Source organism: Pseudomonas sp. CFBP13509 (assembly GCF_005233485.1).
In the GTDB taxonomy this organism is placed as follows: domain Bacteria; phylum Pseudomonadota; class Gammaproteobacteria; order Pseudomonadales; family Pseudomonadaceae; genus Aquipseudomonas; species Aquipseudomonas marginalis.
This window is the reverse complement of the sequence record NZ_QGAA01000013.1, coordinates 139,288-166,139: the sequence shown is the minus strand read 5'-3', so window position 1 is coordinate 166,139 and position 26,852 is coordinate 139,288. Positions and strand designations below refer to the sequence as shown.

The following is a 26,852-nucleotide window of genomic DNA, read 5'->3' as shown; positions in this document are numbered from 1 at the left end:
GCGTGCTTCCTGAATGAACGCGGCGCCTGTGAGTTTTTCGCGAGCAAGCTCGCTCCTACAAAAAGCCTTAACTGACTGGCATTAGGGCAAGCCCGCTCCCACATTTGTTACTGCATCCAACCGTTAGTCCGTGGTGATGCGCGAATGCTTGCGTGTGTCCTTCATGGTCACATAGACCACCAGCGACACCGCAATACACGCGGTCACATACCAGTAGTAGCCGGTTTCCATCCCGATGCTCTTGAACCACAGCGCGATGTATTCAGCGGTACCGCCGAAGATCGACACGGTCAGTGCATAGGGCAGGCCTACGCCCAGGGCGCGGATTTCGGTTGGGAACAGTTCAGCCTTGACCACGGCGTTGATCGAGGTGTAGCCGCTGACGATGATCAGCGCGGCCATGATCAGGAAGAACGCGCCCCACCAGGTCTGGATAGTATGCAGGGTGGTGAGGATCGGTACGGTGAACAGGGTGCCGAGGATGCCGAAGGCGATCAGGATCGGCCGACGCCCGACTTTGTCCGACAGCCCACCGACGATCGGTTGCAGGCACATGAACAGGAACAGCGTTGCCGCCGAGATCGTGGTGGAATCGGAAATGCTCATGCCGACGGTGTTCACCAGGTACTTCTGCATGTAGGTGGTGTAGGTGTAGAAGGCCAGGGTGCCGCCCATGGTCAGGCCGACCACGGTCATCAGTTCCTTGGGGTGGCGCATCAAGGTGCGCATGGCGCTTTCCTTGGCTTTTTCCTTCTTGGTGAACGACTCGGTTTCTTCCATGCCGCGACGCAGGTACAGCGCGACCACTGCGCACAGGGCGCCGATGGCGAACGGGATACGCCAGCCCCAGTCGTACAGTTGCTCGGTGGTGAGCACTTGTTGCAACACGATCAGTACTGCCAGGGCGATAAGCTGGCCGGAGATCAGGGTCACGTACTGGAAGCTGGAGAAGAAACCGCGACGTTCCTTGGTGGCCATTTCACTCAGGTAGGTGGCCGAGGTGCCGTATTCGCCACCGACCGACAAGCCTTGCAGCAGGCGGGCGAACACCAGCAGGATCGGTGCGCCGACGCCGATGGTTTCGTAACCGGGGCTCAGGGCGATGATCAACGAGCCGAAGCACATCAGCAGGACCGACGCCATCAGTGCTGCTTTGCGACCCGCACGGTCGGCGTACAGGCCCATCAGCCAGCCACCGATCGGACGCATCAGGAAGCCCACGGCGAAGATCGCGGCGGTGTTGAGCAATTGGGCGGTGGTATCGCCTTTCGGGAAGAAGGCTTTGGCGAAGTACAGCGAGAACGCGGCGTAGACGTACCAGTCGTACCACTCGACCATGTTGCCGACCGATCCGCTGAAGATCGATTTGATGCGGCTGGTGGTGGTGCGTTCTTTGGCCGGCGCGGCCGCCGACCCCAGGGGCAAGGTGTTGGAGTTATCCATTGAACTATCCTTCATCTAGTTGTTTTTATGGAGCGGCGCGAGCGCAGCCTGGCTGGGGCTATAGCAGGAGCTGTGCCAGGTAGATGAAGGCCCGGTCTAGAAGGGGCTCGGGTTTATTTTGAGCGGAAAGTCGCTGATGCTTTTTAGGGGGATGAGCGGAAATTCGCTCATTCATCTTTCAGGAACATGTCCCTGGCCAACCCATGGCGCTGCATCTTTTCGTTGAAGGTGCGCCGTGGCAGCTGCAACTCCGCCAGCACCGCCTTGATATCACCTTTATGCCGGGTCAATGCGGCCTTCAGGCAATGGGCCTCGAACGCCTCCTGCTGCGCGGCCAGCGATTGCCCGGCTTCGATGCCTTCCGGTTCCGGTTCGCCAAGGCCCAGCACCTGGCGTTCGGCGACGTTGGCCAGTTCGCGCACATTGCCCGGCCAGTCATGGCTGAGCAGGCGCCCCAGTTGCGCGCCGCTCAGCGGTTCCACGCTGCGACCCAGGCGCTCGGCGGCGCTTTGGGCAAAGTGATCGAACAGCAGCGGGATGTCTTCGCGGCGCTCGCGCAGAGGCGGCAGGCGCAGTTGTGCAACGTTCAGCCGATAGGCCAGGTCTTCGCGAAAGCGCCCGGCGCGGGCTTCTTCCAGCAGGTCCGGCTTGGTGGCGGCAATGATGCGTAAATCCACATGAATGCTTTGATTGGAGCCCAGGCGTTCCAGCTTCTGATCCTGCAATACCCGTAACAGCTTCACTTGCTGGGCCAGGGGCATGCTTTCGATTTCATCGAGGAACAGCGTACCGCCATGGGCGTACTCCAGTTTGCCGATGCGCTTGCCCTGGGCACCGGTGAAGGCGCCGCTTTCGTGGCCGAACAGTTCGGCCTCGAACAGTTGCTCGGGAATCGCCGCGCAATTGAGCGCCACAAACGGTTTTTTCGCGCGTGGGCCGAAGTCATGCAGGCAGCGGGCGACCAGCTCCTTGCCGCTGCCGGTCTCGCCACGGATCAGCACGTTGACCGGCAAGGTCGCCAGGTCGAGTACCTGCCGACGCAGGTTCTGCAAGCCCCGGGACACGCCGAGCAGGCTCGACTCCAACTGTGCCCGATGATCGGCCTGTTGGTGCAGGCGGCGGTTTTCCAGGATCAGCCCGCGCTTGTCCAACGCGCGGCGCAGGCTGTTGAGCAAGGCATCGGGGCTGAAGGGTTTTTCCAGAAAGTCGTAGGCGCCGTCGCGCATGGCTTCGACGGCCATCGGTACATCGCCATGCCCGGTCAGCAGGATGACGGGCAGGTCGGCGTCACGGCGTTGCACTTCGGCCAGCAGCTCCAGGCCGCTGAGCCCGGGCATGCGCACGTCGCTCAGGATCACCCCGGGAAAGTCCTTGGGCAGTTGCGCCAGGCAGGCTTCGGCGCGGCTGAACAACTGCACCTCGAACCCCGACAAGCTCAGCCATTGCTCGACGGCCGTACGAATGCTGGCTTCGTCATCGACCACAATCACCGCGTTCAACATAAGTCGGGTGTCTCCAGCGCGATAGGCAAGGTCAGGGTAAATACCGCGCCGTCGCCACGGTTACTGGCGCTCAGGCGTCCGCCCAATTCGTGCACGATAGCGTAGGAAACCGCCAGGCCCAAGCCGAGCCCGTCGCCCACCGGCTTGGTGGTGAAGAACGGGTCGAACACGCTGTTGAGGTGCTCTTCGGCAATCCCGCCGCCGCTGTCGCTGACCGTGAGTTGCCACAGTTGCTGATCGGCGTGCAGGCGGATTTCCAGGCGCTTGCGGGGTTTGTCGGCCATGGCGTCGAGGGCGTTGCGCAGCAGGTTGATCAGCACCTGTTCGAGGCGGATCGCATCGCCGCGTACCCAGGCGGGGCGGGTCAGGTCGAGCACGGTGCCGATGGCTTCATCACGCAGGCGCGCGTCGAGCAGGTGCAGGGACTGGTCGACCACGGTGGCCAGGTCGAGGCGTTCGCGCAGGCCGCTGGGGCTTTTGCGCGCAAAGGTCTTGAGATGGCCTGTGAGGGCGGCCATGCGTGTGAGCATATCGTCCAGCGGGGTCAGGGCCTTGTAGGCGTCGTCCACCCGACCGTGGTCCAGCAGCAACCGCAGGGTCGCCAACTGCATGCGCTGGGCGGTCAGCGGCTGATTGATCTCATGGGCGAGGGCGGCGGACATCTGCCCCAGCGCCGCTAACTTCGCCGATTGCACCAGGCCATCCTGGGCAGTGCGCAGGGCCTGGGTGCGCTCTTCCACAAGCTGTTCGAGTTCTTCGCGGCTGCGCTGGCGCAAACGGGCCAGGCGCCAGCGTTGGCTGAGGAACAGCACCAGGAACACCAGCGCCAGCCAGGAGCCGGCGGCGGCAAGGCCGGCGTTGCGCTGGTCCTCAAAGGCGAACTGGGGTTTGCGCAACAGGTGCAGGGTCCAGCCCTCGGCTTTCAGCGGCAGGGACTCCCAGATGTAATTGGCGTTGCCTTCGGGGCCGTTGACGCGCATCAGGTGGCTGTTTTCGTCGAAGCGTTGCAACGTCTGGGTGTCCAGCGGCTGCAGTTGTTTCTTGTCGTATTGGCGGGTGGCCTTGAGTTCGACCAGGTCGCTGGCCGACAACGGGTGCAGGTTGCGATAACGCCAGCCCGGTTGGTTGGCGATAAACACGATGCCGCGCGCGTCGCTGACCAGCAACAGGTCATCACCCTGGGCCCATTCGCGCTCCAGCTCAGGGAATTCCAGTTTCACCACCATGGCGCCAAGGAACTGCTCGTGTTCATCCAGCACGGCGCTGGAGAGGAAATACCCCGGGATCCCGGTGGTCACGCCGACTGCGTAAAAGCGCCCGGTGCCCTGGCTCTTGGTCTGGCTGAAATACGGCCGAAACCCGTAGTTGTGCCCGACATAACTGCTCGGCAAGTTCCAGTTGCTGGCGGCCACGGCCAGGCCTGTGCGGTCCATCAGTTCCAGGGTGGAGGACTGCGCCGCACCGTTGATGCGTTCGAGCTTGCGGTTGAGCAGGTCCTGGGTGCCGGCGTCCAACGGGCCTTTGAGCGCGTTGATCATCTCCGAGTCCAGCGCCAGCACGGCGGGCAGGGCGCGGTAGCGTTCGATCAGGGTGTGCAGGGAATTGGCGTACAGCGCCAGTTGCTGGTTGGCGCGTGCCGCATCGTCCACCAACGCCTGGCGTTCGGCATGGCGTGTGGCCAAGGCAGCGGCCAGCAACGCACCGGCGATGATCAGCAGGGAATAGCAGGTCAGGCGCAGGGGACGAGGGATCACGATCATACGGTGATGGGCAGGCACGGTAAGGGGAGTGCACCATAGCATGAGCGGCTTGGGTCTTGTGGTGAGGGGCTGTCGTGGCTGAAGGGGAGAGTGGGTTTATTGTGGTGAGCGGGGCAAGCCCGCTCACCACAATAAACCCGCTTGCCATAGGTGAATCAGCAGGCAATAAAAAAGCGACCGGGCCATGGGCCGCAGTCGCCTTTATCCTTGCGGGAAAGTGCTTACTGCACTTCTACCGCCAGGCTTTCACTGATCTTTTTCTGCCAGATGGCCGGACCGGTGATGTGGACGGATTCGCCCTTGCTGTCCACCGCAACGGTGACCGGCATGTCTTTCACGTCGAACTCGTAGATCGCTTCCATACCCAGTTCGGCGAAGGCCACCACACGCGACTTCTTGATGGCCTGCGCCACCAGATAAGCAGCGCCGCCCACGGCCATCAGGTACACGGCCTTGTGGTCCTTGATCGCTTCGATCGCGGTAGGGCCACGCTCGGATTTGCCGATCATGCCCAGCAGGCCGGTTTGCTCGAGGATCTGACGGGTGAACTTGTCCATCCGCGTCGCGGTGGTCGGGCCAGCCGGGCCAACCACTTCTTCGCGCACCGGATCAACCGGGCCGACGTAGTAGATAAAGCGACCCTTGAGGTCCACCGGCAGGTTTTCGCCCTTGTTCAGCATCTCGACCATGCGCTTGTGCGCGGCGTCGCGACCGGTGAGCATCTTGCCGTTGAGCAGCACGGTTTCGCCCGGCTTCCAGCTCTGCACTTCTTCCGGGGTCAGGGTGTCGAGGTTGACGCGACGGGCCGATGGACCGGCTTCCCAGACGATTTCCGGGTAGGCGTCCAGCGGTGGCGCTTCCAGCGACGCCGGGCCCGAACCGTCGAGCACGAAGTGCGCGTGACGGGTGGCGGCGCAGTTGGGGATCATGCACACCGGCAGCGAAGCGGCGTGGGTCGGGTAGTCCATGATCTTCACGTCGAGCACGGTGGTCAGGCCACCCAGGCCCTGGGCGCCGATGCCCAGTTGGTTGACCTTCTCGAACAGCTCCAGGCGCATCTCTTCGATACGGTTCTGCGGGCCGCGCTTTTTCAGCTCGTGGATGTCGATGGATTCCATCAACACTTCCTTGGCCATCACCGCGGCTTTTTCGGCGGTGCCGCCGATGCCGATGCCGAGCATGCCCGGTGGGCACCAGCCGGCGCCCATGGTCGGAACGGTCTTGAGCACCCAGTCGACGATCGAGTCGGACGGGTTGAGCATGGCCATTTTCGACTTGTTCTCGGAACCGCCGCCCTTGGCCGCCACATCCACTTCCACGGTGTTACCCGGGACGATGGAGTAGTGGATCACGGCCGGGGTGTTGTCCTTGGTGTTCTTGCGTGCGCCGGCCGGGTCGGCCAGGATCGATGCGCGCAGGACGTTTTCCGGCAGGTTGTAGGCGCGACGCACGCCTTCGTTGATCATGTCGTCCAGGCCCATGGTGGCGCCATCCCAACGTACGTCCATGCCCACGCGCACGAACACGGTGACGATACCGGTGTCCTGGCAGATCGGGCGATGGCCGGTGGCGCACATGCGCGAGTTGATCAGGATCTGCGCGATGGAGTCACGGGCTGCCGGCGATTCTTCGCGCAGGTAGGCCTCGTGCATCGCCTGGATGAAATCAACGGGGTGGTAGTAGGAAATGAATTGCAGGGCGTCGGCAACGCTCTGAATCAGGTCGTCTTGCTTGATCACGGTCATGAGTCGCGCTCCTCTATAAGGGAACATTCAATAAAGGTGGGCTCAGTGGGGTGCATCGGTCGGCTGAGTCCACCTTTCCAAGGCACGCCAAGTGGTGCAGGCGCGACGCTAAAAAGGCGCGGCAGTATAACCCGGCACGGTGGCCGATACACCCGACTATGGTCAAACTGTCGCAGGCATGATTCCCTGTGCGCACCCCTTGTGATTGAGTCCTTCCATGCCTGAACTGTACGTCGGCGAACGCCATTGGTCGGTAGCCACCGGCAGCAACCTGCTGGATGCCTTGAACCAGGCGGGTGTGGCCGTGCCCTACAGTTGCCGTGCCGGCAGTTGCCATGCGTGCCTGGTGCGGTGCCAGGGCGAGGTCGAGGACCGTCAGCCCGCTGCCTTGAGCCCGGCACAACGCCAGGAGGGCTGGCGCCTGGCGTGCCAGTGCCAGGTGATCGGCGATCTGCAGGTCGAGGCGTTCGACCCGCTGCGGGACGGCCTGCCGGCCCAGGTGGTGGGGGCCGATTGGTTGAATGCCTCGGTGCTGCGCCTGCGGCTGCAACCGGAGCGTGGACTGCGGTATCGCGCCGGGCAGCACCTGGTGTTGTGGGCCGGGCAGGTGGCACGGCCTTATTCCCTGGCCAGCCTGCCTCAGGAGGATGCATTCCTGGAGTTTCATATCGATTGCCGCCAGCCCGGCGCATTCAGCGATGCCGCGCGAGCCTTGTCGGTGGGTGATCGCCTGCGCCTGGGAGAATTGCGTGGCGGCGCGCTGCAATACGATCCCGACTGGCAATCCCGGCCGCTGTGGCTGCTGGCTTCCGGTACCGGCCTGGGGCCGCTGTGGGGTGTGCTGCGCGAGGCGTTGCGCCAGGATCACCAGGGCGCCATCCGTATGATTCACCTGGCCCATGATGCCGACGGTCATTACCTGGCCGGACCCCTGGCCGAACTGGCTGCGCATCATCCGAACCTGACGTTGGAGCTGTGGACTGCGGCCGAGTCGGCCCAGGCATTGGCGCAACTGCGGCTTGTTTCCCGGCAAACCCTGGCCTTACTCTGCGGGCATCCTGTCAGCGTCGAGGCCTTCTCCAAGCGCCTGTTCCTGGCGGGACTGCCGCGCAATCAACTGCTGGCCGATGTGTTCCTGCCCCGTGGTTGAGTGCTGAATTCCACTGCCGTGAGACTCGCCATGACCGACGCCATCCTGCTGCAACGCGAGCGCGGGCTGCTGACTCTGCAGCTCAATCGCCCGGACAAGAAAAACGCCCTGACCCGAGCCATGTACAGCCAATTGGCCGAGGCGTTGGAGCAGGCCGATGCGGACCCGCAGGTCAATGCCGTGCTGATCCAGGGCAGCAGCGAGTGTTTTACTGCCGGCAACGATATAGGCGATTTTCTCGAGCAACCGCCCGGTGACCTCGACAGCCCACCATTTCACTTTATGAAAAGCCTGCTCAACTGCCGCAAGCCGGTGATCGCAGCCGTAGCGGGTGCGGCGGTGGGGATCGGCACGACCCTGCTGCTGCATTGCGACCTGGTGTACATCAGCCGCGATGCCCGGTTGCGCATGCCGTTCGTCAATTTGGGGCTGTGTCCGGAGTTTGGGTCGAGCCTGATCCTCCCGCGTTTACTGGGGCACGCGAAGGCGGCTGAACTGCTGTTGCTGGGTGAGGGCTTCAGCGGCGAACAAGCGGCCGCGTGGGGGATTGCCACCGAAGCGTTGGGCAGTGGCGAAGCGGCATTGGCCAAGGCGCGGGAAATGGCCGAGCGCTTTGAAACCCTGGCGCCGGGAGCGGTGCAGGTCTGCAAGCAGTTGATGAAGAGCGTGGACCGTGAGCAGTTGCGGCAAGTGATCGAGGAAGAGGGGGCGTTGTTTGTGCAGCGCTTGAAGTCGCCGGAAGCGATTGCGGCGTTGTCGGGGTTTATGGACAGGCGCTAACCCCATGTGGGTGCGACGATTCGACATGCTCCCTGCCACACGGAAAGCAAAAAGCCCCGCCATTCACATGGCAGGGCTTTTGTTTTTCAGCCTGTCACTCAGACCATTGGGTCGCCAACGTGCAGGATCTTCATGCCGTTGGTGCCGCCGATGGTGTGGTAGCTGTCGCCTTTGGTCAGGATGACCCAGTCGCCTTTCTCCACTACGCCGCGCTTGATCAGCTCGTCGATGGCCGCCTGGCTGACTTCATGGGGCGGCAACGACGCCGGGTCGAACGGTACGGTGTACACGCCACGGAACAGGGCCGCACGGGCCTGGGTTTCGCGGTGCGGGGAGAACGCGTAGATCGGCACCGAAGAACGGATACGCGACATGATCAATGGCGTATAGCCACTTTCGGTCAAGGCAATGATCGCTTTCACGCCCGGGAAGTGGTTGGCGGTGTACATGGCGGCCAGGGCAATGCTCTGGTCGCAGCTTTCGAACACTTTGCCGATGCGGTGGCTGGAGGTCTTGCTGGTCGGGTGCTTTTCGGCACCGACGCAGATACGCGCCATGGCCTGCACGGCTTCCAGTGGGTACGGGCCGGCGGCACTTTCGGCCGAGAGCATCACGGCGTCGGTGTAGTCGAGCACGGCGTTGGCCACGTCGGACACTTCGGCGCGGGTCGGCATCGGGTTCTGGATCATCGACTCCATCATCTGGGTCGCGACGATCACCGCTTTGTTGTGGCGGCGTGCGTGCAGGATGATCTTCTTCTGGATACCGATCAGTTCGGCGTCACCGATTTCCACACCCAGGTCGCCACGGGCAACCATCACCGCGTCGGACGCCTTGATCAGGCCGTCGAGGGTTTCATCATCGGCCACGGCTTCGGCGCGCTCGATCTTCGCCACCAGCCAGGCGGTACCGCCGGCTTCGTCGCGCAGTTTACGGGCGTATTCCATGTCGGCAGCGTCGCGCGGGAAGGATACGGCGAGGTAGTCCACTTCCATTTCAGCGGCGAGCTTGATGTCGGCCTTGTCTTTTTCAGTCAGGGCTGGGGCGGTCAAGCCACCGCCGCGACGGTTGATGCCTTTGTGATCGGACAGCGGACCGCCGATGATCACGGTGCAATTCAGTTCGGTCGGGGTCGCGGTGTCAACGCGCATCACCACGCGACCGTCGTCCAGCAGCAGCTCGTCACCGACGCCGCAATCCTTGACCAGGTCCGGGTAGTCGATACCCACGACGTCCTGGGTGCCTTCGGTCAGCGGGTGGCTGGTGGAGAAGGTGAATTTGTCACCGATCTTCAGCTCGATACGCTTGTTGGCGAATTTGGCGATACGGATTTTCGGGCCTTGCAGGTCACCCAGCAGTGCGACGAAGCGGCCATGTTTGGCGGCCAGGTCACGCACCAGCTTGGCGCGAGCCTTGTGCTCGTCCGGGGTGCCGTGGGAGAAGTTCAGACGGGCAACGTCCAAACCAGCCAGAATCAGCTGTTCGAGGACTTCCGGCGAGTTGCTTGCCGGGCCAAGGGTGGCGACGATTTTGGTACGACGGACGGACATGCACAGACTCCTGAGTTCAAGCGCTGAGGAAGGCTACTATGCTCTTTGGTTGTAGTCATTGTTCGTTTGCACTACTTATCGACGATTCGCTTGTTTTCGCGCCGGTTGAATAGATGAACATCCTTGAAGATTTTTGACGAGGGGTCGATACACTGCACAAGACAGGAGAACCTTCATGCGAATTTTGCTCATTGCTGCCCTTGCCGTCAGTGTTGTCGGCTGCACCCGTTGGTCGATGGACCACCATTTGAACAATGCCTACCGTGCATACAAGGTCGGGGATTGCGAGCGCGTCACCTTGGAGCTATCCCAGGTCGACCGCGAGAGCCGTACACGGCGTTATGTACAACCGGAAGTTTCGATGTTGCGCGGGCAATGCCTGGAACGCCAGAAACTGTTCGTCGACGCCGTGCAAACCTATCAATTCATCATTAACCAGTACCCGTCGAGCGAGTACGCCTACCGTGCCCGCGCGAGGCTGGATACCTTGCAGCAACTGGGCCATTACCCCGGTGCGAGCGTGACACAGCCGCGCCCCGCCTCTTTGTAATGGCATTCGTCATTTAATAACTGGCCCGTTGCCAGTCTTGGGCTATTCTTTCAACGTTCGTTTGTACAAGTTTCTATTCGAACGGATGCAGGGCCCGGATTCGGCAGCTGTCGAGTGACAAAATGTTGTCCGTTGTCACACCGAGATCCAGGGAGAGCGAGCAATTGCGCTCGTTCCGAATCACTGGCACGGCCAGAGTCATGGCCACTGGATGGCGATCTCACCATGTTTACCGACCGACGGATCGAGCGGCATCAACTACCGTATTTCCTGCAAGTGTTTAACCGTGTCACCGACAAACCCATAGGTTTTTTGGGTAACGTCTCTGACGACGGGCTGATGTTGGTCAGCCAGTTACCCATGATGGTCGATGTGGACTTCGAGTTGCGCTTGAAGATACCCGGGGCTGACGACACGTTCCATGTCATTGACATCACCGCGACCTGCCTGTGGAGCCATGAAGATATCAACCCGCAGCACTATGATTCCGGGTTCAGCGTGCTTGAAGCCCCCGAGGAATATGGGCAACTGATCAACGTGCTGTTGCAGTACTTCAGTTTTGATTCCTTGGAGGCTTCGGCCTAGAAGCGGCGCGCTGTCGACGCGGCCGGGGTGCTGCTGTCCCTGCCGCAGTCGTGCGCTTTTTTAGAATACTCCGGCTTTCTTCCAACCCAGGTAGCGTGTCACCAGGGCCGCGCCCATTTCTGATGGCAACGTATCCAACGCCGACAGGCCGTGGGCGTTCATGCGGTCATGCAATTCATCCCGAGTATTGAGGTAGTCGACAGTGCCGCTGTAGGCCAGGGCTTCGGGCAAGGTTTGTACGGGGGATTGGCGCAGTCGATCGAGTACTTCCTCACGCATACTCGCCACCAGCACCCGATGTTGACGACTGATGCGCTTGACGGCGGAGAGTAGGGCTTCGTCGTCCTCATCCCGCAGGTTGCTGACAATAATGACCAATGCCCGACGTTTCTGCCGGGCCAGCAGTTGGCTGGCCGCTGCCTGGTAGTCGGCGGTTCGGCGGCTGGTGTCCAGGTCATAGACCGTATTGAGCAACAGATTCAATTGGCTGCTGCCCTTGACCGGTGCCAGGTAGCGTGGCTGGTCAGTGGCAAAGGTGCACAACCCCACCGCATCGCCCTGGCGCAGGGCCACATAACTGAGCAGCAGGCAGGCATTGAGGGCGTGGTCGAAATGGGACAGCTCGTCATCCTGGCTGCGCATGCGTCGGCCGCAATCGAGCATGAACACGATCTGCTGGTCGCGCTCGTCCTGATACTCCCGGGCGATGGGGGTACGTTGCCGAGCGGTCGCTTTCCAATCGATTTGTCGCAGGCTGTCGCCCTCACGAAACTCGCGCAGCTGATGAAACTCCAGTCCCAATCCTCGTCGTTGCCGTTGACGTACCCCCAGTTGGCTCAGCCAGTTATCCACACCCAGCAGTTGTGCCCCGTACAGGCGGGCGAAGTCCGGATAGACGCGGGTGGCATCCTCGGTTTCGATAAAGCGCCGTGCAGACCAGAGCCCCAAGGGACTGGGCAGGTGGATTTCGCAGCGACTGAACGCGAAATGCCCACGCCGCAAGGGGCGCAGACGATAACCCAGCTCACTGCGTTCACCAGGGTGCAGTTCGATGGACTGGGGCAGGTTTTCCACGCCCAGCCCGTCGGGGACGTGATCGAACACCTGCACTGTCAGCGCCTGTGGGTAGTCATGTTCCAGGGACAGGCGGACTTCGCCCCAGCGCCCCAGCGCCAGGCTGCCGGGCATCTGCCGGTGCACGCGTGGTGAGGGTCGGCGGCGCAGTCGCAGTGCGTCGAGCATGGCCAGCAGCAACAGCGCCAGGAGCAAGCCCCATGTTATTGAGTGCAAGGTCTCGGGTACCTTGAACTGCAAGGCGGCCGCAGCGCCCAGCAGGATACTCAAGCCCAGCAGTACGCTGAGCCAGGCTAATAACAGACGGGTCGGTTTCATGGACGGGTCATTGCCGGGGGGCCGGAATCTGGTCCAGCAGCTGCTTGAGCACCTGGTCGACCTCCAGCCCGTCTATATCCAGTTCTGGCGCAAGGCGTACCCGATGACGCAGTACCGCCAGGGCACAGTCCTTGATGTCATCCGGTGTGACGAACTCGCCTGCGCGTAACAAGGCCCGTGCGCGGGCGCCGCGTACCAGGGCGATGGAGGCTCGCGGGCCGGCGCCTATGGCCAGTCCCGGCCAACTGCGGGTTGCTCGCGCCAGGCGCACGGCATAGTCGAGCACGTGTTCATCCAGGGGCAGTTCACTGGCGATCCGTTGCAGCTGCAGCACGTCCTCGGCCTCCAGCACGGTGCGCAACGGTTGCACGTCCAGCATGTCGGCCCGTGATGAGCGTGTCACTTCGCGCACCATATCCAGTTCCTGCTGCGCATCGGGGTAGTCCATGCGTACCTTGAGCATGAAACGGTCCAGTTCGGCTTCCGGCAGGGGGTAGGTGCCTTCCTGTTCGATGGGATTTTGCGTGGCAAGTACCATGAACGGCTGGCCAATGGGCAGCGCCTCGCCTTCGAGGGTGACTTGCCGTTCCTGCATGGCTTCGAGCAGGGCTGCCTGGGTCTTGGCCGGAGCGCGGTTGATTTCGTCGGCCAGCAACAAGTGGGTGAATACGGGCCCCTTGCGCAGCTTGAACTGTTCGGTGTGCAGGTCGTACACCGCGTGGCCGGTGACATCGCTCGGCATCAGGTCCGGTGTGAACTGGATCCGCGCGAATTCGCCGTCAAAGCAACGGGCCAGGGCACGTACCAGCAAGGTCTTGCCCAGCCCGGGGACACCCTCGAGCAATACGTGGCCGCCGGCGATCAGCGCGGTGAGTACATCATCGATTACCTGATCCTGCCCGATCACCGCCTTGCGCAGTTCAATGCGCAGGGCCTGGGCCTGCTGGCTGGCGCGTTGCAGAGAGTCGCCGGGCAGGGTGTTAGCGCTGGGAAATTCGCTCATAGGGCATTCCTGAGGGTTTGCAGGCACGCCACCTGCCGGCTGAAATCGGCACTGGAAAGCCGTTTCGTCGGGAGTGGGCCGAGGGCCTGGCTGATGACGTGGGAGGGTTGGCGCGTCAGGTGGGCAAGTACTCGCCCCTGTTCCGTATTGTCGAGATGTTCAAAGCCAGGATGACGCCGCCGTGCGGCGCGCAGGATGTCGCGCTGCAAGGCCTGCAACAGTGTGCCTTGGCCGCTGCGACGCAGCAGGAAGTCGGCGCTGGCTTTCAGATGCTCCTGCAATTGCCGGCGTGCCTTGGGGGCGGGCGCCTGGATTGGGCCCTGGCGCATACCTGCCTGCCAGAGTGCCAGGGCAATCAGGGCAATGAGCGCCACCAACGCCTGGGGGAAATAACGCAGCAGCAGGGTGAACAGGTCATCTACGTCGCCGTTGAACAACAAGGTTACGGCAGTGCCCTGGGTCAGATGCCACAGCAGCCAGGCATTGTCGTGTTTGCCAATGTCCGGCGTTTTCCACAGCTCGCTGTCGGTGATCACCGTTACGCGGCCTTGCCCGAGGTCGAGTTGCATCAAGTGGCTCGACCGCGCGCTATTGGCTGAAAATTGTGCCAGGTGCTTGGGGTCGATGAGATTGAAGTCGGTGTCGAAACTGAAATAGACCGGGGCTGTGTCGTTGTCGACATACAGTTTGGTCAGGTCCGGTGCTTTATTTTTGCGGGTCGGGGCCGGGGCGGGGGCGTCGGGTTCATCGCTGAGGACTTGGTGGATAGGCAGGCGATCGAGCAGCAGGTCGCCGCTCTTGCCGGTTTCGTCGTCCCACAGGGCCTCGGCGACTACCAGTAGATGGCCGCCGGACCTGGCCCAGTCCAGGAGTTGCCCTGCCTGGCGTGGCGACATGTTGCCGCGTTCGCCCAGCAACAGCAGGCTGTTGCCCTTGGCGGGCAGGCTCGCCAGGCGTTCCAGGCCATTGGCGCGCTCCATGGCCAAGCCTTGCAGGCGCAGAAAGTGTTCGGCTGCCAGGTAAGGATTGGCCTGGGCTTCCGGGGAGGGGCCGCGGTCCACCACTTCTTCATAGGGGATCGCTTTGCTCCATGCGTAAAAACCGCCCGCTCCAAGCAGGCACGCCAACAGCAGCCCCACCCACAGTAATGGCCGGTTCATCGGACGCCTCCCGCACTGAACAGGGCACGCCAATCGTTGCACAATGTCTGCTGGACTGAGACCGGGGGCAGGTGATGGCCATAGGCGAGGTTTTGCCAGTGCCGCGTCAATTCATCACTGAAGGCCAGCAACTGCGGATGCTGCAATTGGTGAACCCGTTGCAGGATCTGGCCTTCGGTGTCAGCACTTTTAAGGGGCAGGTTGAAGTCATGCAGCAACCTGCTCAGCAGGCCACGATACAAAAGGCCGAGGGCCTCCCGTGGCTGGGTAGACCAGAGTTGCTCGGCGGCGCTGGCGATATCCTCGGGCAGGGTCTCGGCGCCCAGTTCCAGGCCGAACAATTGCGCGGGTGGTGGTTTCGCTGCTTTGGGTGTACGTGCCCCGCGCAGGCTGACAAAGGTGTGCAACCAGTCCCGATAACGCCAGGCCAGCAGGGCCACACCACCGATCAGCAGGCTCCATAACAGCACTTCCAGGCCTTGGGCGACAGGCTTGAACGTGTTGCTGTTGAGGTTGTCCAGCAGCGCTTGCAGCCACGCCGGAAGTTTGCCGTCACTGTGTGCCTTGTTTTTAACGACGGGCTTTTCTTCGCCAAAGCGATAGCGGGTGACGGTTTCCGGATTTTTGAAGGGCGGCTTGTCCAGCAGCGACTTGATGGACTGGCTTGCGCTTTGGGGAGGTAGTGGCTTGGCGTCATCCGCCATGGCGGGCAGGTTGAATGGCAGCAAGGTCAGCCCGATCACCAGCACTAACAGTGGCGCCACACTGCTCAGACGCTGGCGCAGGCGGCGGAATACCAGCTCCAGGTCCCACGCCTCCAGCAGGGTGCGGCGATTGAGATAAAGGCTGAAACCACAGGCAACATAGATGGGCTCCCAAAACACCAGGATCAAGGCGTAGAAGGCGTTGCTCAAGTGTTCCAGCCAGACCCCCTCGGAGCCCGTCGCCAGCGCCAGCCGTTGCCAATCCCAATCCAGTTCAAGCTGTTGCGGAATGAATAGATAGAACAGCGCCATGCAGCCGAACAACAGGCCGATTTCCAGGTGCACCCCAACGGTGGTCAACCAGCGCGCGGCTCCTGCATTGCGCTGCAGCAGCACGCCCAGGCGTTTCTGGCGCGCCTGGCCGTCCAGGCCTTCGAGCTGGCTGACCGGCATTACAAAACTGCGGCTGAGGCTAAGTCGGCGCCAGGTCAGGCTGGCCAGCAGTTGGTGGTTAAGCAGTCTTGGCCATTCGCGCACGGCCTGCTTAAGGCTGGGTGTTTCGCCGAACAGGGCTTTGGAGAGGATATATAAAGGCAAGCGGTCGAACGCCGGTTTGAGCCACCAGAACAGGAACATGGCTGTGGACGGGTATTTCCATAGCAACGCGGTAAGCAGGGCAAAAACCGGCAGGGTCACCAGCGCCCAACTGCTCATCAATAGCAGGCGATGTTCCCGGGCCATTAATACCCCAAGGTCCATGGCCTCCCATGCGGTACGCGGGCGAATCGCCACGCTGGCATTACTCAGGCGCATGGCGAGTCCGTCCGGCAAGGGTCAGGTAAGCCGCCACCAGCAGCCAGAGTGCAGCACCCACCAGGTATTTGATCCAAGGGGCGATCTGGGTGGTGGAAGACCAGTAGGCCTCGATAAATGCTGCGATCAGCAGGAACACCATGACACCGCACAGCAATTGCACACTCTTGCGCGCTGCGAGCCGCAGGGATTCGCCACGGGTCAGTTGCCCCGGGGCGATCAACGCCCAGCCCAGTTGCAAGCCTGCGGCACCGGCGAGTGCTATGGCCGTCAACTCAAAGGCCCCATGGCCGATGACAAATGACCAGAAGGTCTGCCCATAGCCGATTTCGGTCAGGTGCCCGGAAACCGCGCCGATGATCAGCCCGTTGAATATCAGGAAAAACACACTGCCCAGGCCGAACAGCAAGCCGGCGGCAAATGTCTGAAAGGCGATACCGATGTTGTGCATGACGTAGTAGCCAAACATCATCCAGTCTTCGCTCGACGCACGTTCGGCGGCGCGCCCCAGCCGGCTGGCCTCGGGGTCATACATGCCCTGCATCTCTGCCACCTGCTGGGGGCTGACAATGCTGTAGATCAGGTCGGGGAACAGGTAGACCAGCAGGGCAATGCCCAGCAGGCTGCCAAAGAACAGCAGGCTGGCAATCAACACGAAACGCCACTGTTCTCGCACCAGACGCGGAAAATCGGCCAGGACGAAACTCAGCACGTTCGCGGCCAATTGGCTGCGGTGGCGATACAGTTGTTGATGGCCGCGCAATGCCAGTTGTTGCAGGGGATCCACCAGGTAACTGCTGTAGCCGCGCTCCTGGGCGAGGGCCAGGAGCTGACATAGACGCCGGTATTGATGAGGGAAATCGGCCATATCACTGGCCTTGGCCTTGCCGTGTTCCAACTGCTTCAGTTGTTCGGCAAAAGCTTGCCATTGGTGTTGGTAACGGCTTTCGAAAAGACTCTGCTTCATGTCGGCCCCAGCAGGCCGCGGGCCACACCGTTGAGTTGCTCCACGGCGCGGGCCGGGGACACCTGCAGCGGCGTCGCGAGGATCGAGGCGAGTTCGTGTACCCGTTCAGGGGACAGTTCGCCCTGGCGTTCGGCGAAGCCAAGAATCGCTCGCTGTTCACTCAGGTCCAGGGCAAACGACAAGCGCAGGGCTGCAGCTTGGGGCACCTGGGGACGTGCCAGAGGCTGTTCGCGGTAGACCACCAAGGTGCCAGCGGCCAGGTCGCCAAGGCGTTTGAAATGAGGATGTTGCAGGCAACTGATTGCGCCGAGAAAGTAGCCGAAAGGCAGCATGTCGACAAACCGCAGGAGGTTGCGGATCAGCGACGCCGACCAGCCTATGGGGGTACCGTCGTCCTGCACGACCCGCAAGCCCATGACCTGTTTGCCCGGTGAGCAGCCCTGGTTGAGTACCTCGAACAGCACCATGTACCACCAACTGACCAGGAACAGCAGAAGCGACCCCAGGCCAACACCTATATTGCCGAGCAACGCCAATGGCACCAGCAGCACGCCCATGATCACTGCACGTGCGCCGAGGTCGAAGGCAAATGCCAGCGCCCGTGGCACCAGGCCGGCTGGGCGCAGCGGCAGGTCGATGCCCTCCGGGGTCTCGATCTGGTAGAGGGTGTCCAATGGGGCTGATGGCATCGCGATCCTTGGCAGTGCAGAGCGGCTGGAGACACGGATGCTAACAGTGTCGGTGATGGAAGCAACTACTCAAGGTTTTGCTGGATGTTTGTACAGTAGAATTGGTGCTGGCCCCGAACACGGCTGAACGCCTAGACTTCGTCGATCTTCAGCACAGGAATAGCCCGTGACCTCCATTTTCTGGTACGACTATGAAACCACCGGCATCAACCCGCGCAGCGATCGCCCACTGCAGGTTGCCGGCATTCGTACGGACCTCGATCTCAACGAGGTCGGCCCGCCGGTCAATCTTTACTGCAAGCCCAGCGACGACATCCTGCCCCATCCCGCCGCCTGTGCCATTACCGGCATCACCCCTGTAACACTGGCGGAAAAAGGCCTGGCCGAGGCCGATTTCATGACCCGTGTACATGCCGAACTGGCGGCCCCGGGGACGTGCGGCGCAGGCTACAACACCTTGCGGTTTGACGATGAAATGACGCGCTACAGCCTGTATCGCAATTTTTTCGACCCCTACGCGCGGGAGTGGCAGGGCGGTAACAGCCGCTGGGACCTGATCGACGTGGTTCGCACTGCCTACGCCCTGCGCCCGGAAGGCATCGAGTGGCCCCAGCAGGACGGGCGCGTGACCCTCAAGCTCGAGCGCCTGACCGCCGCCAACGGGATTGACCACGGCCAGGCCCACGATGCGTTATCCGACGTGCGTGCCACCATCGCCCTGGCTCGCCTGGTGCGCGAGAAGCAGCCCAAGCTGTACGACTGGCTGTTTCAACTGCGCAGCAAGCAACGGGTGATGGACCAGGTGCGCTTGCTGCAACCCATGGTGCATATCTCCGGACGTTTTTCTGCCGAGCGTCATTACCTGGGGGTCGTGCTGCCCCTGGCCTGGCACCCGCGCAACCGCAATGCGCTGATTGTCTGCGACCTTGGGCTTGATCCCCAGGGGCTGCTGGACCTGGATGCCGCTGCCTTGCGCCAACGCCTGTACACCCGTCGTGAGGACCTTGCCGAGGGCGAGCTGCCGGTGCCGCTCAAGTTGGTGCATATCAACCGTTGCCCCGTGGTCGCGCCCTTGAACGTACTGCGGGCCGAGGATCGTGAACGCCTGCAATTGGATATGGATATTTGCCAGGCGCGGGCGCTGCGGCTAACTGACGCACAGGCACTTTGGCGCGATAAGTTGGCAGTCATTTACGCCGAGGAAGATTTTGCACCGAGTTCAGACCCGGAACAGCAGCTTTACGAGGGTTTTATCGGGGATCGTGATCGACGCTTATGCGAGCAAGTCCGGGCGGCTGAGCCTGCGCAATTAGCCAGCCAGCAGTGGCCTTTTGATGATCACCGTTTGCCTGAATTATTGTTTCGCTACCGGGCGCGTAACTTCCCCGATACGCTGAACAGCGAGGAGCTACAACGCTGGAAACTTTTCTGTCAGCAACGTTTGGCAAATCCTGAATTCGGCGCGCCGAATACCTTGGAGGCATTTAATCACGCTCGGCAGGAGTTGGCCGTTAGTGCGACGCCGTTTCAGCAGCAGGTGCTGGAGCAATGGCAGAGATATGCTGACTCTTTAGCCGCTCGTGTGAATCGGTAGTAGCGGTTTGTAGAAAAGACGGTCAATAAAAAACGCCAGCAAGCTGGCGTTTTTAATGGGTCGCGTATCAAGCGCAGACCGGGTGAGGCTTAGCCCAGCAGGGTAGCCCAGCCTTCAACCACGTCACCGCCCCACTTGGCTTTCCACTCTTTCAGGGTTTTGTGGTTACCGCCTTTGGTTTCAATCACTTCGCCGTTGTGCGGGTTCTTGTATTGCTTGACCTTGCGAGCACGCTTGGTACCGGTAGTTTTCACGGCGCCACGGGGTGCTTTAACTTTCGACTCTGGATCCAGCAGCGCGATGATGTCACGCAGGGATTTGGAGTATTCACCCATGAGGGTGCGCAGTTTGCCTTCGAATTCCAGCTCGGTTTTCAGTTTGTCATCTTGGGACAGGTTCTTCAAACGAGCTTGCAGCTCTTTGATAGCTTCTTCGGTGGCACGGTATTCGTTGATCAGAGACATGTGGACTACCTTATGTAGAACGCTGATTGACAGGGATAGTGGTCCAATAATAGTCAGGCGGTTTCCCCAAGTAAACATTTAAGCGCGTATTCAGGTGAATTACTTTGAATGTTTGTGAAGACGCTATGCAATCGAGTTAATTAGTAGGGGGCTACCCCGAAAATAATCTCCTTGAAATTTGCATAATTGCTGCAGCGTGCGCTGTTCATTCATATAGCGATGGTAAAACCATGCGCTATTAAGGGACGTGGCCAGGGCAACGGATCAGAATAAGGCTCATCGAATACTGCAGTTTTTCTGCACAATCGCTAGAATGGCGGCCTTTGCGAAGTTCTGGAGTTCCCCCCTAATGCGCACTTTTCGGCTGGTGATTGCTTGCCCGGACCGGGTCGGCATCGTTGCCAAAGTCAGTAACTTTCTGGCCTCCCACAACGGCTGGATCACCGAGGCGAGCCATCACTCGGACAACCTCAGCGGTTGGTTCTTCATGCGTCACGAAATCCGTGCCGACACGCTGCCCTTTGGTCTTGAAGCGTTCCGCGAGGCATTTGCGCCCATCGCAGAAGAGTTTTCGATGACCTGGCACATCACCGACACCGAGCAGAAAAAGCGCGTGGTGTTGATGGCCAGCCGCGAATCCCACTGCCTGGCCGACTTGCTGCACCGCTGGCACAGCGACGAGCTGGACTGCGAGATCGCGTGCGTGATCTCCAACCATGACGACCTGCGCAGCATGGTCGAGTGGCATGGCATTCCCTATTACCATGTGCCGGTCAACCCGCAGGACAAGGAGCCGGCATTCGCCGAGGTCTCTCGCCTGGTCAAGCAGCATGAGGCCGACGTGGTTGTGCTGGCGCGCTACATGCAAATCCTGCCGCCTGAGCTGTGCCGCGAATACGCAGGCAAGGTGATCAACATTCACCACAGCTTCCTGCCTTCGTTCGTGGGGGCCAAGCCTTACCACCAGGCTTCCCTGCGTGGCGTGAAGTTGATTGGCGCAACCTGCCATTACGTCACTGAAGAGCTGGATGCCGGTCCGATCATCGAGCAGGACGTGGTGCGTGTCAGCCACAGTGACAGCATTGAGGACATGGTGCGGTTTGGCCGTGATGTCGAGAAGATGGTGCTGGCCCGTGGCCTGCGCTATCACTTGGAAGACCGCGTGCTGGTGCACGGCAACAAGACGGTCGTATTCTGATTCAAGCGTCTTGGTTGAACAAAGAAGGGCCTGGGCGTTAAATCGCTGCAGGCCCTTTTTCATTCCCCGCACTTTTCAGGACCAGGCCATGACCGACCCACTTGATAAAGCCACGTCCAAGGCGCCTGCTACGTTGGGTGAGGGCTGCCTGAGTCGTTACGACCCGGAGGCGCTGGAGCCGGAAGACGGTACGGACTTTCCGGGAGCAGCCGAGCTGTGGGAGCAATTGCACGAGGCCGATGAATTGCCCGTTTCCCCTGGCCGAGGTGCTTGAGCGACCACCTGTTCAGCCAGCCAGGCAGCCTTGGTCAGCGGTGTTCGCCCTGCGTTGAGTAGGCGTTGTACGGTTTCAAGCCAATAGCAGCGAGAGAATGCGTGGCGCATGTCCACCGGGTGCACGCCCAGGCGAATCACCGGGGCGGCGTGCCAGCGCTGTTCGCGACGATCGCTGATGACTCTGGACACCCCCCGGCGCCATGCACTGCGCGCACTCCAGGTCAGGCCCGGGGCGTCGATCGGCGTGAAATCGGGCAGTCGATACAGATGCTGCGGGCTGCTGGTGTAGCTCAGCGGTAGTTGGCGCAGGGCCTCGCGAGTGCCCTGGCTCATTAACCAGGCGGGTGCGACGAAGCCGTGCAACGGCCAGTCATGACGCCGGAATACTTCAATGCCATCCTGAAGACGATCAAGAGCCTGGGCTTGAGACAGTTGATAGAACTCAGCCTCATGGGTGTAGAGGCGGCGCATTAACCAGTCTTTGGGTGTGCGCGGTGCCGGTTGATCATCGCAATGGTAGTAACCGTGCAAGGCAAGTTCATCGCCCTTGATCACGCGGCGATCCAGCAGGCGTTGAAAATCGCCGTGGGCAGTCAAGGCGTCGCGATGATGGAAGTCCGGCACCACCAACCATGTGATTGGTACGGCACCCAGGGCATCGACGGCTTCGACAAAGGGCCGATAGTCGGCCCAGTTGTGCGGCGCCACATCGTGCAGCACCAGTAATACCGAGCGCTCATGCATGGGAAGGCATCGGCTTGTGACTGCCCAGTACCGCGTGGTAGTGGCCGAGCAGGCTGTCGACCACCTTATACCAGGCGTAATGTTGTTCTACATGACGCCGAGCCTGAGCGCCCAGGCGCCTGCTGCCGAGGTTGAACAGCTCGCGCACCGTATCGGCCATCGCCCTTGGATTGTTTGGCGCGCACAGCAGGCCGCAGCGTTCGTCGACTATCTCCGTGAACGCGCCAGCCGCCACCGCGATTACCGGTATGCCGCAAGCCATGGCTTCGAGGATGACCAGGCCAAAGGTTTCCTGGTCGCCGCCATGCAGCAAGGCATCGGCACTGGCCATCAGCCGGGCGACATGCTGTGCCGGGCGAAACCCCTCGATGACGGTGACGTTGGCCGGCACGCTGGTCGGCATGCCGGAGCCCACCAGCACCAAGTGATAGCCGTCCCCCAGCCGTTTCATGCAGCGAAGCAGGATCGGCAGGTTTTTTTCCTTGGAACCGCGCCCCGCAAAGATCAGCAGGCGGGTGTCTGCGCCGATCCCCAGCTCGGCGCGCAGGCCTGGGTCGCGGGCGTCAGGGGTAAAGGTTTGCAGGTCGACGCCCAGTGGTTGGACGAACACATTCTTCACGCCGAGCCCCATGAGCTTGTCGGCCATTACCTGGCTGGGCGCCAGTACCCGGTCGAAACTTCCATAGAGTTTGCTGACATAGGCTTCAACGTTCGGGGCAAACCAAGACCCCATGCGGTTGCTCACCAGTAACGGTAAGTCGGAGTGGTAAAAGCCGATCACCGGCACATCCAGCTGGCGCCGGGCATCCAGCGCGGCCCAGGCGGTGAGATAGGGATCACCTACCTCGATCAGATCGGGCTGTAAATCGTGCAGGACATTTCGCCAGGGGGAGAGGCGAAGGGGGAAGCGGTAGCCTTTGCCGAAGGGCAGCGCGGGAGCCGGTACCTTGAAGATGCCATCCTGATTGCTCCATTGCGCGCCGGGAATCAACAGGCTATGGCGAATGCCGGGCTTGAGCCCCAGGCGTCGGTGCTTGGCGTCCAGGTAAGTGCGCACGCCGCCGCTTGTCGGGGCGTAGAACATGGTTATGTCAGCGATATGCACGATGAACATCCCTCCGATCCATTGCTCTCCTAACGTGGACCTGAGCTAAGGATAGATGTTCGGTTGGCGTTCATCGTGAAAACAGTGCAGGAGCCTGACCGGCTCCTGCGGTAGTTCAGATCCGGAAGCTGCCCACCAGCTGTTTCAACCGTGCCGCCTGCTGTTCCAGGTCGGCGCAGGCGCGCAGCGTCGATTGCAGGTTTTCCACGCCTTCCTGATTGAGGGTGTTGATCTCGGTGATGTCCATGTTGATCGACTCCACGACCGAGGTCTGCTCTTCGGTCGCGGTGGCCACCGACTGGTTCATGCCGTCGATCTCGCCAATGCGCTGGGTCACGCTGTTCAAGCGTTCGCCGGCCAGGTTGGCGATTTCCACGCTGTCATGACTGTGGCGCTGGCTGTCGCTCATGGTGCTGACCGAGTCACGGGCACCGATTTGCAGTTCCTCGATCATCTTTTGTACCTGCTGTGCCGACTCCTGGGTGCGATGGGCCAGGTTGCGCACTTCATCGGCGACCACCGCAAACCCGCGCCCGGCTTCCCCGGCGCGTGCGGCTTCGATGGCGGCATTCAGTGCCAGCAGGTTGGTTTGCTGGGAAATACTGGTGATTACCTCAAGAATCTGGCCGATATTCACCGTCTTGCTGTTAAGTGCTTCGATATTGCTGCTTGAGGCACTGATCATTGCAGACAGCTGAGTCATCGCCTTGATATTGCGTTCAACTACCTGTTGACCGTCTTCGGCCAATTGCCGTGCGTCACTGGCCTGGTTGGAGGCTTGTGCGGCGTTACGCGCGATTTCCTGTGCGGCGGCGCCCAGTTCGTTGATCGCGGCGGCAACGCTGTTGGTGCGGTTGGCCTGTTCGTCGGAATTGACCATCGACGAGTTGGACGCACTGACAACCCGCAGTGCGACTTCATTCACCTGTTGGGTGGCCGAGGACACTTCGCGGATGGACGTATGAATCCGCTCCACGAAGCGGTTGAATGCAGTGCCCAGGGTGCCGAACTCATCGTGATTCTGGATGGTCAGGCGGCGAGTCAGGTCACCTTCGCCGTCGGCGATGTCTTGCATGGCACGGGTCATGAGGTGCAGCGGTTGCAACAGCACGCGAATCAGCATGCCCAACAAGGCAATGATGATCACCACCGCAATGAGCGTGGCGATCACCGCCGAGGTGCGAAATTCGCTGAGCATGGCGAAGGATTTGTCTTTATCCACCGAAATGCCCAGGTACCAGTTCACCGACGGCAGGCCCTTGATTGGTGTGAAGGTCACGATGTTGTCCTTGCCATTGGCTTGGACTTCACTGAAGTCGCCGCTGATCTTCGGCGTGTTTTTTGGATACATGTCGGCCAGGGTTTTCATCACCAGGCTTTTGTCCGGGTGTACCAGCACCTTGCCGTCGGCGCTGACCAGGAACGCGTAGCCCATGCCGCCGAAGTTCAGCGCGCCGATGTTATCCACCAGGGTTTGCAGGCTCAGGTCGCCGCCCACCACGCCAATGCTCTGGCCGCCTTTAGCGCTGGGGGTGGCGATGGAGATGATCAACTGCCCCGTAGCGGCATCGATATACGGTTCGGTCAGCGTCGAGCCGTTGCTGCTTTGGGCGCCCTTGTACCAAGGCCGAACGCGTGGGTCGAAGCCATCTGGCATCTTCGTGTCGGGGCGGATGGTGAAGGCCCCTTTGCTATCGCCCACGTAGGTAGCCATGAAGGACGACGTCAGGGCTTTCTGTTCCAGCAGGCTGGCAACGGTCGAAGGCTCAGGGTTGATGGCGATGTTTTGCGCCGCGTTTTCCACCAGCGCAATGCGCCCGGTGAGCCAGGTCTGAATGTTGCTGGCGGTGACATCGCCCATTTCATGCAGGTAATTGTTAAGGTCGTCGCGAATGGCATTGCGTTGCAGGTAGTCGTTGTAGAGGGTGAACAGTGCGAAGGCCGCGATGACGATAAGGGAGGCTGCAAGCAGGATTTTATGGCTGAAACGCAGATTTTTATTCATAGCTTGAAGGGTCCGCTAAGGTCTTAATATCCGAAGCGCGTCCTTGTGGAACACGCGGGAGGGTAGCGTCAAAAAAGGTTGATATTTCCGTTGGTCCCTGTAGGAACTATCTGAGCGTTTTTTAGACTTTGTAGGTCTCACATCTGTCTTATCGACCTGGCGACATTAAAGATTAACCATGGGTGACGAAATGCCTGACTCCACGCAACTCCTTATCGGTGCCGGTCTTGACGGCCAGCCCATTGCCCAGGCCATGCGCCTGGCCAACCGTCACGGTTTGATCGCCGGCGCCACGGGCACAGGCAAGACGGTCACGTTGCAACGTCTGGCCGAAGCGTTCAGTGATGCGGGCGTCGCGGTATTTGCCGCAGATATCAAAGGTGACCTCTGTGGCCTGGGTGCCGCCGCCAACCCTCAGGGCAAAGTCGCAGAGCGCATCGCCGGCATGCCGTTCCTTAATTACACGGCCAAGGCGTATCCCGTCACGCTGTGGGATATCCACGGGCAGTCCGGTCATCCATTGCGCACCACCATCAGCGAAATGGGGCCGTTGTTGCTCGGCAGTTTGCTGGAGCTCACGGACAGCCAGCAGTCGGCCCTTTACGCGGCGTTCAAGGTGGCTGATCGCGAAGGCCTGTTGCTGCTGGATCTCAAGGACCTCAAGGCCCTGCTCAACCACCTGCGTTATCACCCGGAGTTGCTCGGCGAGGATGCGGCGCTGATGACCACCGGCTCCAGCCAGGCGCTGTTGCGGCGTCTGGCAGTATTGGAGCAGCAGGGCGCCGAGGCGTTGTTTGGCGAGCCGGCCCTGCAGCTTGAAGACATCTTGCAGCCCACCCGCGAGGGACGCGGGCGTATCCATCTGCTGGACGCCAGCCGCCTGGTGCATGAAGCGCCGAAGGTGTACGCGACCTTCCTGTTGTGGTTGTTGGCGGAATTGTTCGAGCAACTGCCCGAGCGCGGCGACGCCGACAAACCGTTGCTCGCGCTGTTTTTCGACGAGGCGCATTTGTTGTTTGCCGACACGCCCAAGGCTTTGCAAGAGCGCTTGGAACAAGTGGTGCGGCTGATCCGTTCCAAGGGCGTGGGGGTGTATTTCGTCACCCAATCGCCGGGCGACCTGCCGGACTCCGTGCTGGCGCAACTGGGTTTGCGCATCCAGCATGGCCTGCGGGCGTTCACCACGAAAGAACAGAAATCCTTGCGAGCGGTTGCAGACGGGTTCCGGCCGAACCCGGCGTTTGATGCGTTATCGGTGTTGACCGAGCTGGGCACGGGTGAGGCATTGGTGGGCACCTTGCAGGAAAAAGGTACGCCGGAAGTCGTCCAACGCGTACTGGTCGCGCCGCCGCAATCGCGAATCGGGCCGCTCAGTTCGGCTGAACGCGCTGCATTGGTGGCCAGTTCGCCCTTGCAGGGGCGCTATGACAAGCCGATTGATCGCGAGTCGGCCTATGAAGTGTTGATGGCGCGCAAGGCGCTTGGACCGACCGAAGAGGCCAGGCAGGCCGACGAGGAGCCCAGTTTCACTGACAAGGCCGGGGCGTTTCTGGGAACCACCGCAGGCAAGGCGCTGAAATCCGCGATGCAGCAGGCCGCCAATCAGATGGGGCGCCAACTGGTGCGTGGTTTGCTGGGGTCTTTGCTGGGCGGCAGTAAGCGCAAGTAGCGGT

22 protein-coding genes and 2 pseudogenes are annotated in these 26,852 nt (G+C 61.1%); 8 read left to right on the top strand and 16 right to left on the bottom strand.

Annotation, left to right across the window (positions count from 1 at the left end; genetic code table 11):
* Positions 1-123 precede the first annotated feature (123 nt).
* The 4 genes from PspCFBP13509_RS21930 to PspCFBP13509_RS21915 all read right to left on the bottom strand — a co-directional run bounded on the left by PspCFBP13509_RS21930 (position 124) and on the right by PspCFBP13509_RS21915 (position 6,450).
* A complete protein-coding gene (locus PspCFBP13509_RS21930) occupies positions 124-1,443 on the bottom strand; it encodes an MFS transporter (RefSeq protein ID WP_065925869.1) in 1,320 nt (439 codons plus the stop codon).
* Positions 1,444-1,610: 167 nt separating this feature from the next.
* Complete coding sequence (locus PspCFBP13509_RS21925) at positions 1,611-2,945, bottom strand: sigma-54-dependent transcriptional regulator (protein ID WP_065925870.1); 1,335 nt, start codon at positions 2,943-2,945, stop codon at positions 1,611-1,613.
* Complete coding sequence (locus tag PspCFBP13509_RS21920; protein WP_074847551.1) at positions 2,939-4,705, bottom strand: ATP-binding protein; 1,767 nt, start codon at positions 4,703-4,705, stop codon at positions 2,939-2,941. The genes PspCFBP13509_RS21925 and PspCFBP13509_RS21920 overlap by 7 nt, the downstream gene beginning before the upstream one ends.
* A 221-nt stretch (positions 4,706-4,926) precedes the next feature.
* Positions 4,927-6,450, bottom strand: a complete 1,524-nt coding sequence (locus tag PspCFBP13509_RS21915; protein ID WP_065925872.1) for a fumarate hydratase — start codon at positions 6,448-6,450, stop codon at positions 4,927-4,929.
* A gap of 217 nt (positions 6,451-6,667) precedes the next feature.
* Here PspCFBP13509_RS21915 and PspCFBP13509_RS21910 point away from each other — a divergent pair, with 217 nt between their 5' ends.
* Positions 6,668-7,600 (top strand): iron-sulfur-binding ferredoxin reductase, encoded by a 933-nt coding sequence (locus PspCFBP13509_RS21910; protein WP_065925873.1) that lies wholly within the window; start codon positions 6,668-6,670, stop codon positions 7,598-7,600.
* A 30-nt stretch (positions 7,601-7,630) separates the two neighbouring features.
* On the top strand, positions 7,631-8,380 hold the full coding sequence (locus PspCFBP13509_RS21905) for an enoyl-CoA hydratase-related protein (RefSeq protein WP_065925874.1): 750 nt from the start codon (positions 7,631-7,633) through the stop codon (positions 8,378-8,380).
* 98 nt (positions 8,381-8,478) lie between these two features.
* On the opposite strand, the gene pyk is transcribed toward PspCFBP13509_RS21905, so the two are convergent.
* Complete coding sequence (pyk, locus tag PspCFBP13509_RS21900) at positions 8,479-9,930, bottom strand: pyruvate kinase (RefSeq protein WP_065939184.1); 1,452 nt, start codon at positions 9,928-9,930, stop codon at positions 8,479-8,481.
* A gap of 175 nt (positions 9,931-10,105) precedes the next feature.
* Here pyk and PspCFBP13509_RS21895 point away from each other — a divergent pair, with 175 nt between their 5' ends.
* Both PspCFBP13509_RS21895 and PspCFBP13509_RS21890 read left to right on the top strand, forming a co-directional pair.
* Entirely contained in the window at positions 10,106-10,480 is a 375-nt protein-coding gene (locus tag PspCFBP13509_RS21895) for a tetratricopeptide repeat protein (protein ID WP_137212679.1), read from the top strand.
* Positions 10,481-10,705: 225 nt separating this feature from the next.
* Positions 10,706-11,065: a PilZ domain-containing protein gene (locus PspCFBP13509_RS21890; protein ID WP_065925875.1), complete on the top strand. Its 360-nt coding sequence runs from the start codon at positions 10,706-10,708 to the stop codon at positions 11,063-11,065.
* Between the two features lie 60 nt (positions 11,066-11,125).
* Here the strand turns inward: PspCFBP13509_RS21890 and PspCFBP13509_RS21885 are convergent, their stop codons facing one another.
* The 6 genes from PspCFBP13509_RS21885 to PspCFBP13509_RS21860 are packed head-to-tail and all read right to left on the bottom strand — an operon-like array spanning position 11,126 to position 17,793.
* Positions 11,126-12,457: a DUF58 domain-containing protein gene (locus PspCFBP13509_RS21885; RefSeq protein WP_074847549.1), complete on the bottom strand. Its 1,332-nt coding sequence runs from the start codon at positions 12,455-12,457 to the stop codon at positions 11,126-11,128.
* Between the two features lie 7 nt (positions 12,458-12,464).
* On the bottom strand, positions 12,465-13,460 hold the full coding sequence (locus PspCFBP13509_RS21880; protein WP_065947890.1) for an AAA family ATPase: 996 nt from the start codon (positions 13,458-13,460) through the stop codon (positions 12,465-12,467).
* Positions 13,457-14,620, bottom strand: a complete 1,164-nt coding sequence (locus PspCFBP13509_RS21875) for a DUF4350 domain-containing protein (RefSeq protein WP_137212678.1) — start codon at positions 14,618-14,620, stop codon at positions 13,457-13,459. Before PspCFBP13509_RS21875 ends, PspCFBP13509_RS21880 begins: the two co-directional genes overlap by 4 nt.
* On the bottom strand, positions 14,617-16,137 hold the full coding sequence (locus PspCFBP13509_RS21870; protein WP_137212677.1) for a DUF4129 domain-containing protein: 1,521 nt from the start codon (positions 16,135-16,137) through the stop codon (positions 14,617-14,619). Before PspCFBP13509_RS21870 ends, PspCFBP13509_RS21875 begins: the two co-directional genes overlap by 4 nt.
* The gene (locus PspCFBP13509_RS21865; RefSeq protein WP_065925880.1) at positions 16,124-17,104 is read right to left on the bottom strand and encodes a stage II sporulation protein M; all 981 of its coding nucleotides are present in this window, start codon (positions 17,102-17,104) and stop codon (positions 16,124-16,126) included. Before PspCFBP13509_RS21865 ends, PspCFBP13509_RS21870 begins: the two co-directional genes overlap by 14 nt.
* Positions 17,101-17,793 carry an RDD family protein gene (locus tag PspCFBP13509_RS21860; protein ID WP_065947888.1) on the bottom strand — a complete coding sequence of 231 codons (693 nt, stop codon included), beginning with the start codon at positions 17,791-17,793 and terminating at the stop codon, positions 17,101-17,103. Before PspCFBP13509_RS21860 ends, PspCFBP13509_RS21865 begins: the two co-directional genes overlap by 4 nt.
* Positions 17,794-17,959: 166 nt before the next feature.
* Between PspCFBP13509_RS21860 and sbcB the strand changes: the two genes are divergently transcribed.
* Positions 17,960-19,387, top strand: a complete 1,428-nt coding sequence (sbcB, locus tag PspCFBP13509_RS21855; RefSeq protein ID WP_065947887.1) for an exodeoxyribonuclease I — start codon at positions 17,960-17,962, stop codon at positions 19,385-19,387.
* 89 nt (positions 19,388-19,476) lie between these two features.
* Here sbcB and mvaT read toward each other — a convergent pair whose 3' ends face one another.
* Entirely contained in the window at positions 19,477-19,851 is a 375-nt protein-coding gene (mvaT, locus tag PspCFBP13509_RS21850; RefSeq protein WP_003175830.1) for a histone-like nucleoid-structuring protein MvaT, read from the bottom strand.
* Between the two features lie 349 nt (positions 19,852-20,200).
* Here mvaT and purU point away from each other — a divergent pair, with 349 nt between their 5' ends.
* On the top strand, positions 20,201-21,049 hold the full coding sequence (purU, locus tag PspCFBP13509_RS21845; protein ID WP_015885632.1) for a formyltetrahydrofolate deformylase: 849 nt from the start codon (positions 20,201-20,203) through the stop codon (positions 21,047-21,049).
* An 88-nt stretch (positions 21,050-21,137) separates the two neighbouring features.
* The gene (locus PspCFBP13509_RS31800; RefSeq protein ID WP_074847545.1) at positions 21,138-21,323 is read left to right on the top strand and encodes a hypothetical protein; all 186 of its coding nucleotides are present in this window, start codon (positions 21,138-21,140) and stop codon (positions 21,321-21,323) included.
* A gap of 8 nt (positions 21,324-21,331) precedes the next feature.
* On the opposite strand, the pseudogene PspCFBP13509_RS21835 reads toward PspCFBP13509_RS31800, so the two are convergent.
* The 4 genes and pseudogenes from PspCFBP13509_RS21835 to PspCFBP13509_RS32240 all read right to left on the bottom strand — a co-directional run.
* Positions 21,332-22,069: pseudogene (locus tag PspCFBP13509_RS21835) on the bottom strand (DUF2334 domain-containing protein); the annotation flags it as partial.
* Positions 22,062-23,183: a glycosyltransferase family 4 protein gene (locus PspCFBP13509_RS21830; protein WP_137212675.1), complete on the bottom strand. Its 1,122-nt coding sequence runs from the start codon at positions 23,181-23,183 to the stop codon at positions 22,062-22,064. The pseudogene PspCFBP13509_RS21835 and the gene PspCFBP13509_RS21830, both read right to left, overlap by 8 nt.
* 106 nt (positions 23,184-23,289) lie before the next feature.
* Positions 23,290-24,054 (bottom strand): methyl-accepting chemotaxis protein, encoded by a 765-nt coding sequence (locus PspCFBP13509_RS32245; protein ID WP_370671262.1) that lies wholly within the window; start codon positions 24,052-24,054, stop codon positions 23,290-23,292.
* Positions 24,055-24,147: 93 nt separating this feature from the next.
* Positions 24,148-25,179: pseudogene (locus PspCFBP13509_RS32240) on the bottom strand (HAMP domain-containing protein); the annotation flags it as partial.
* Between the two features lie 190 nt (positions 25,180-25,369).
* On the opposite strand from PspCFBP13509_RS32240, the gene PspCFBP13509_RS21820 reads away from it, so the two are divergent.
* Positions 25,370-26,848 (top strand): helicase HerA-like domain-containing protein, encoded by a 1,479-nt coding sequence (locus PspCFBP13509_RS21820; protein WP_065925936.1) that lies wholly within the window; start codon positions 25,370-25,372, stop codon positions 26,846-26,848.
* The last annotated feature ends 4 nt before the right edge of the window (positions 26,849-26,852 follow it).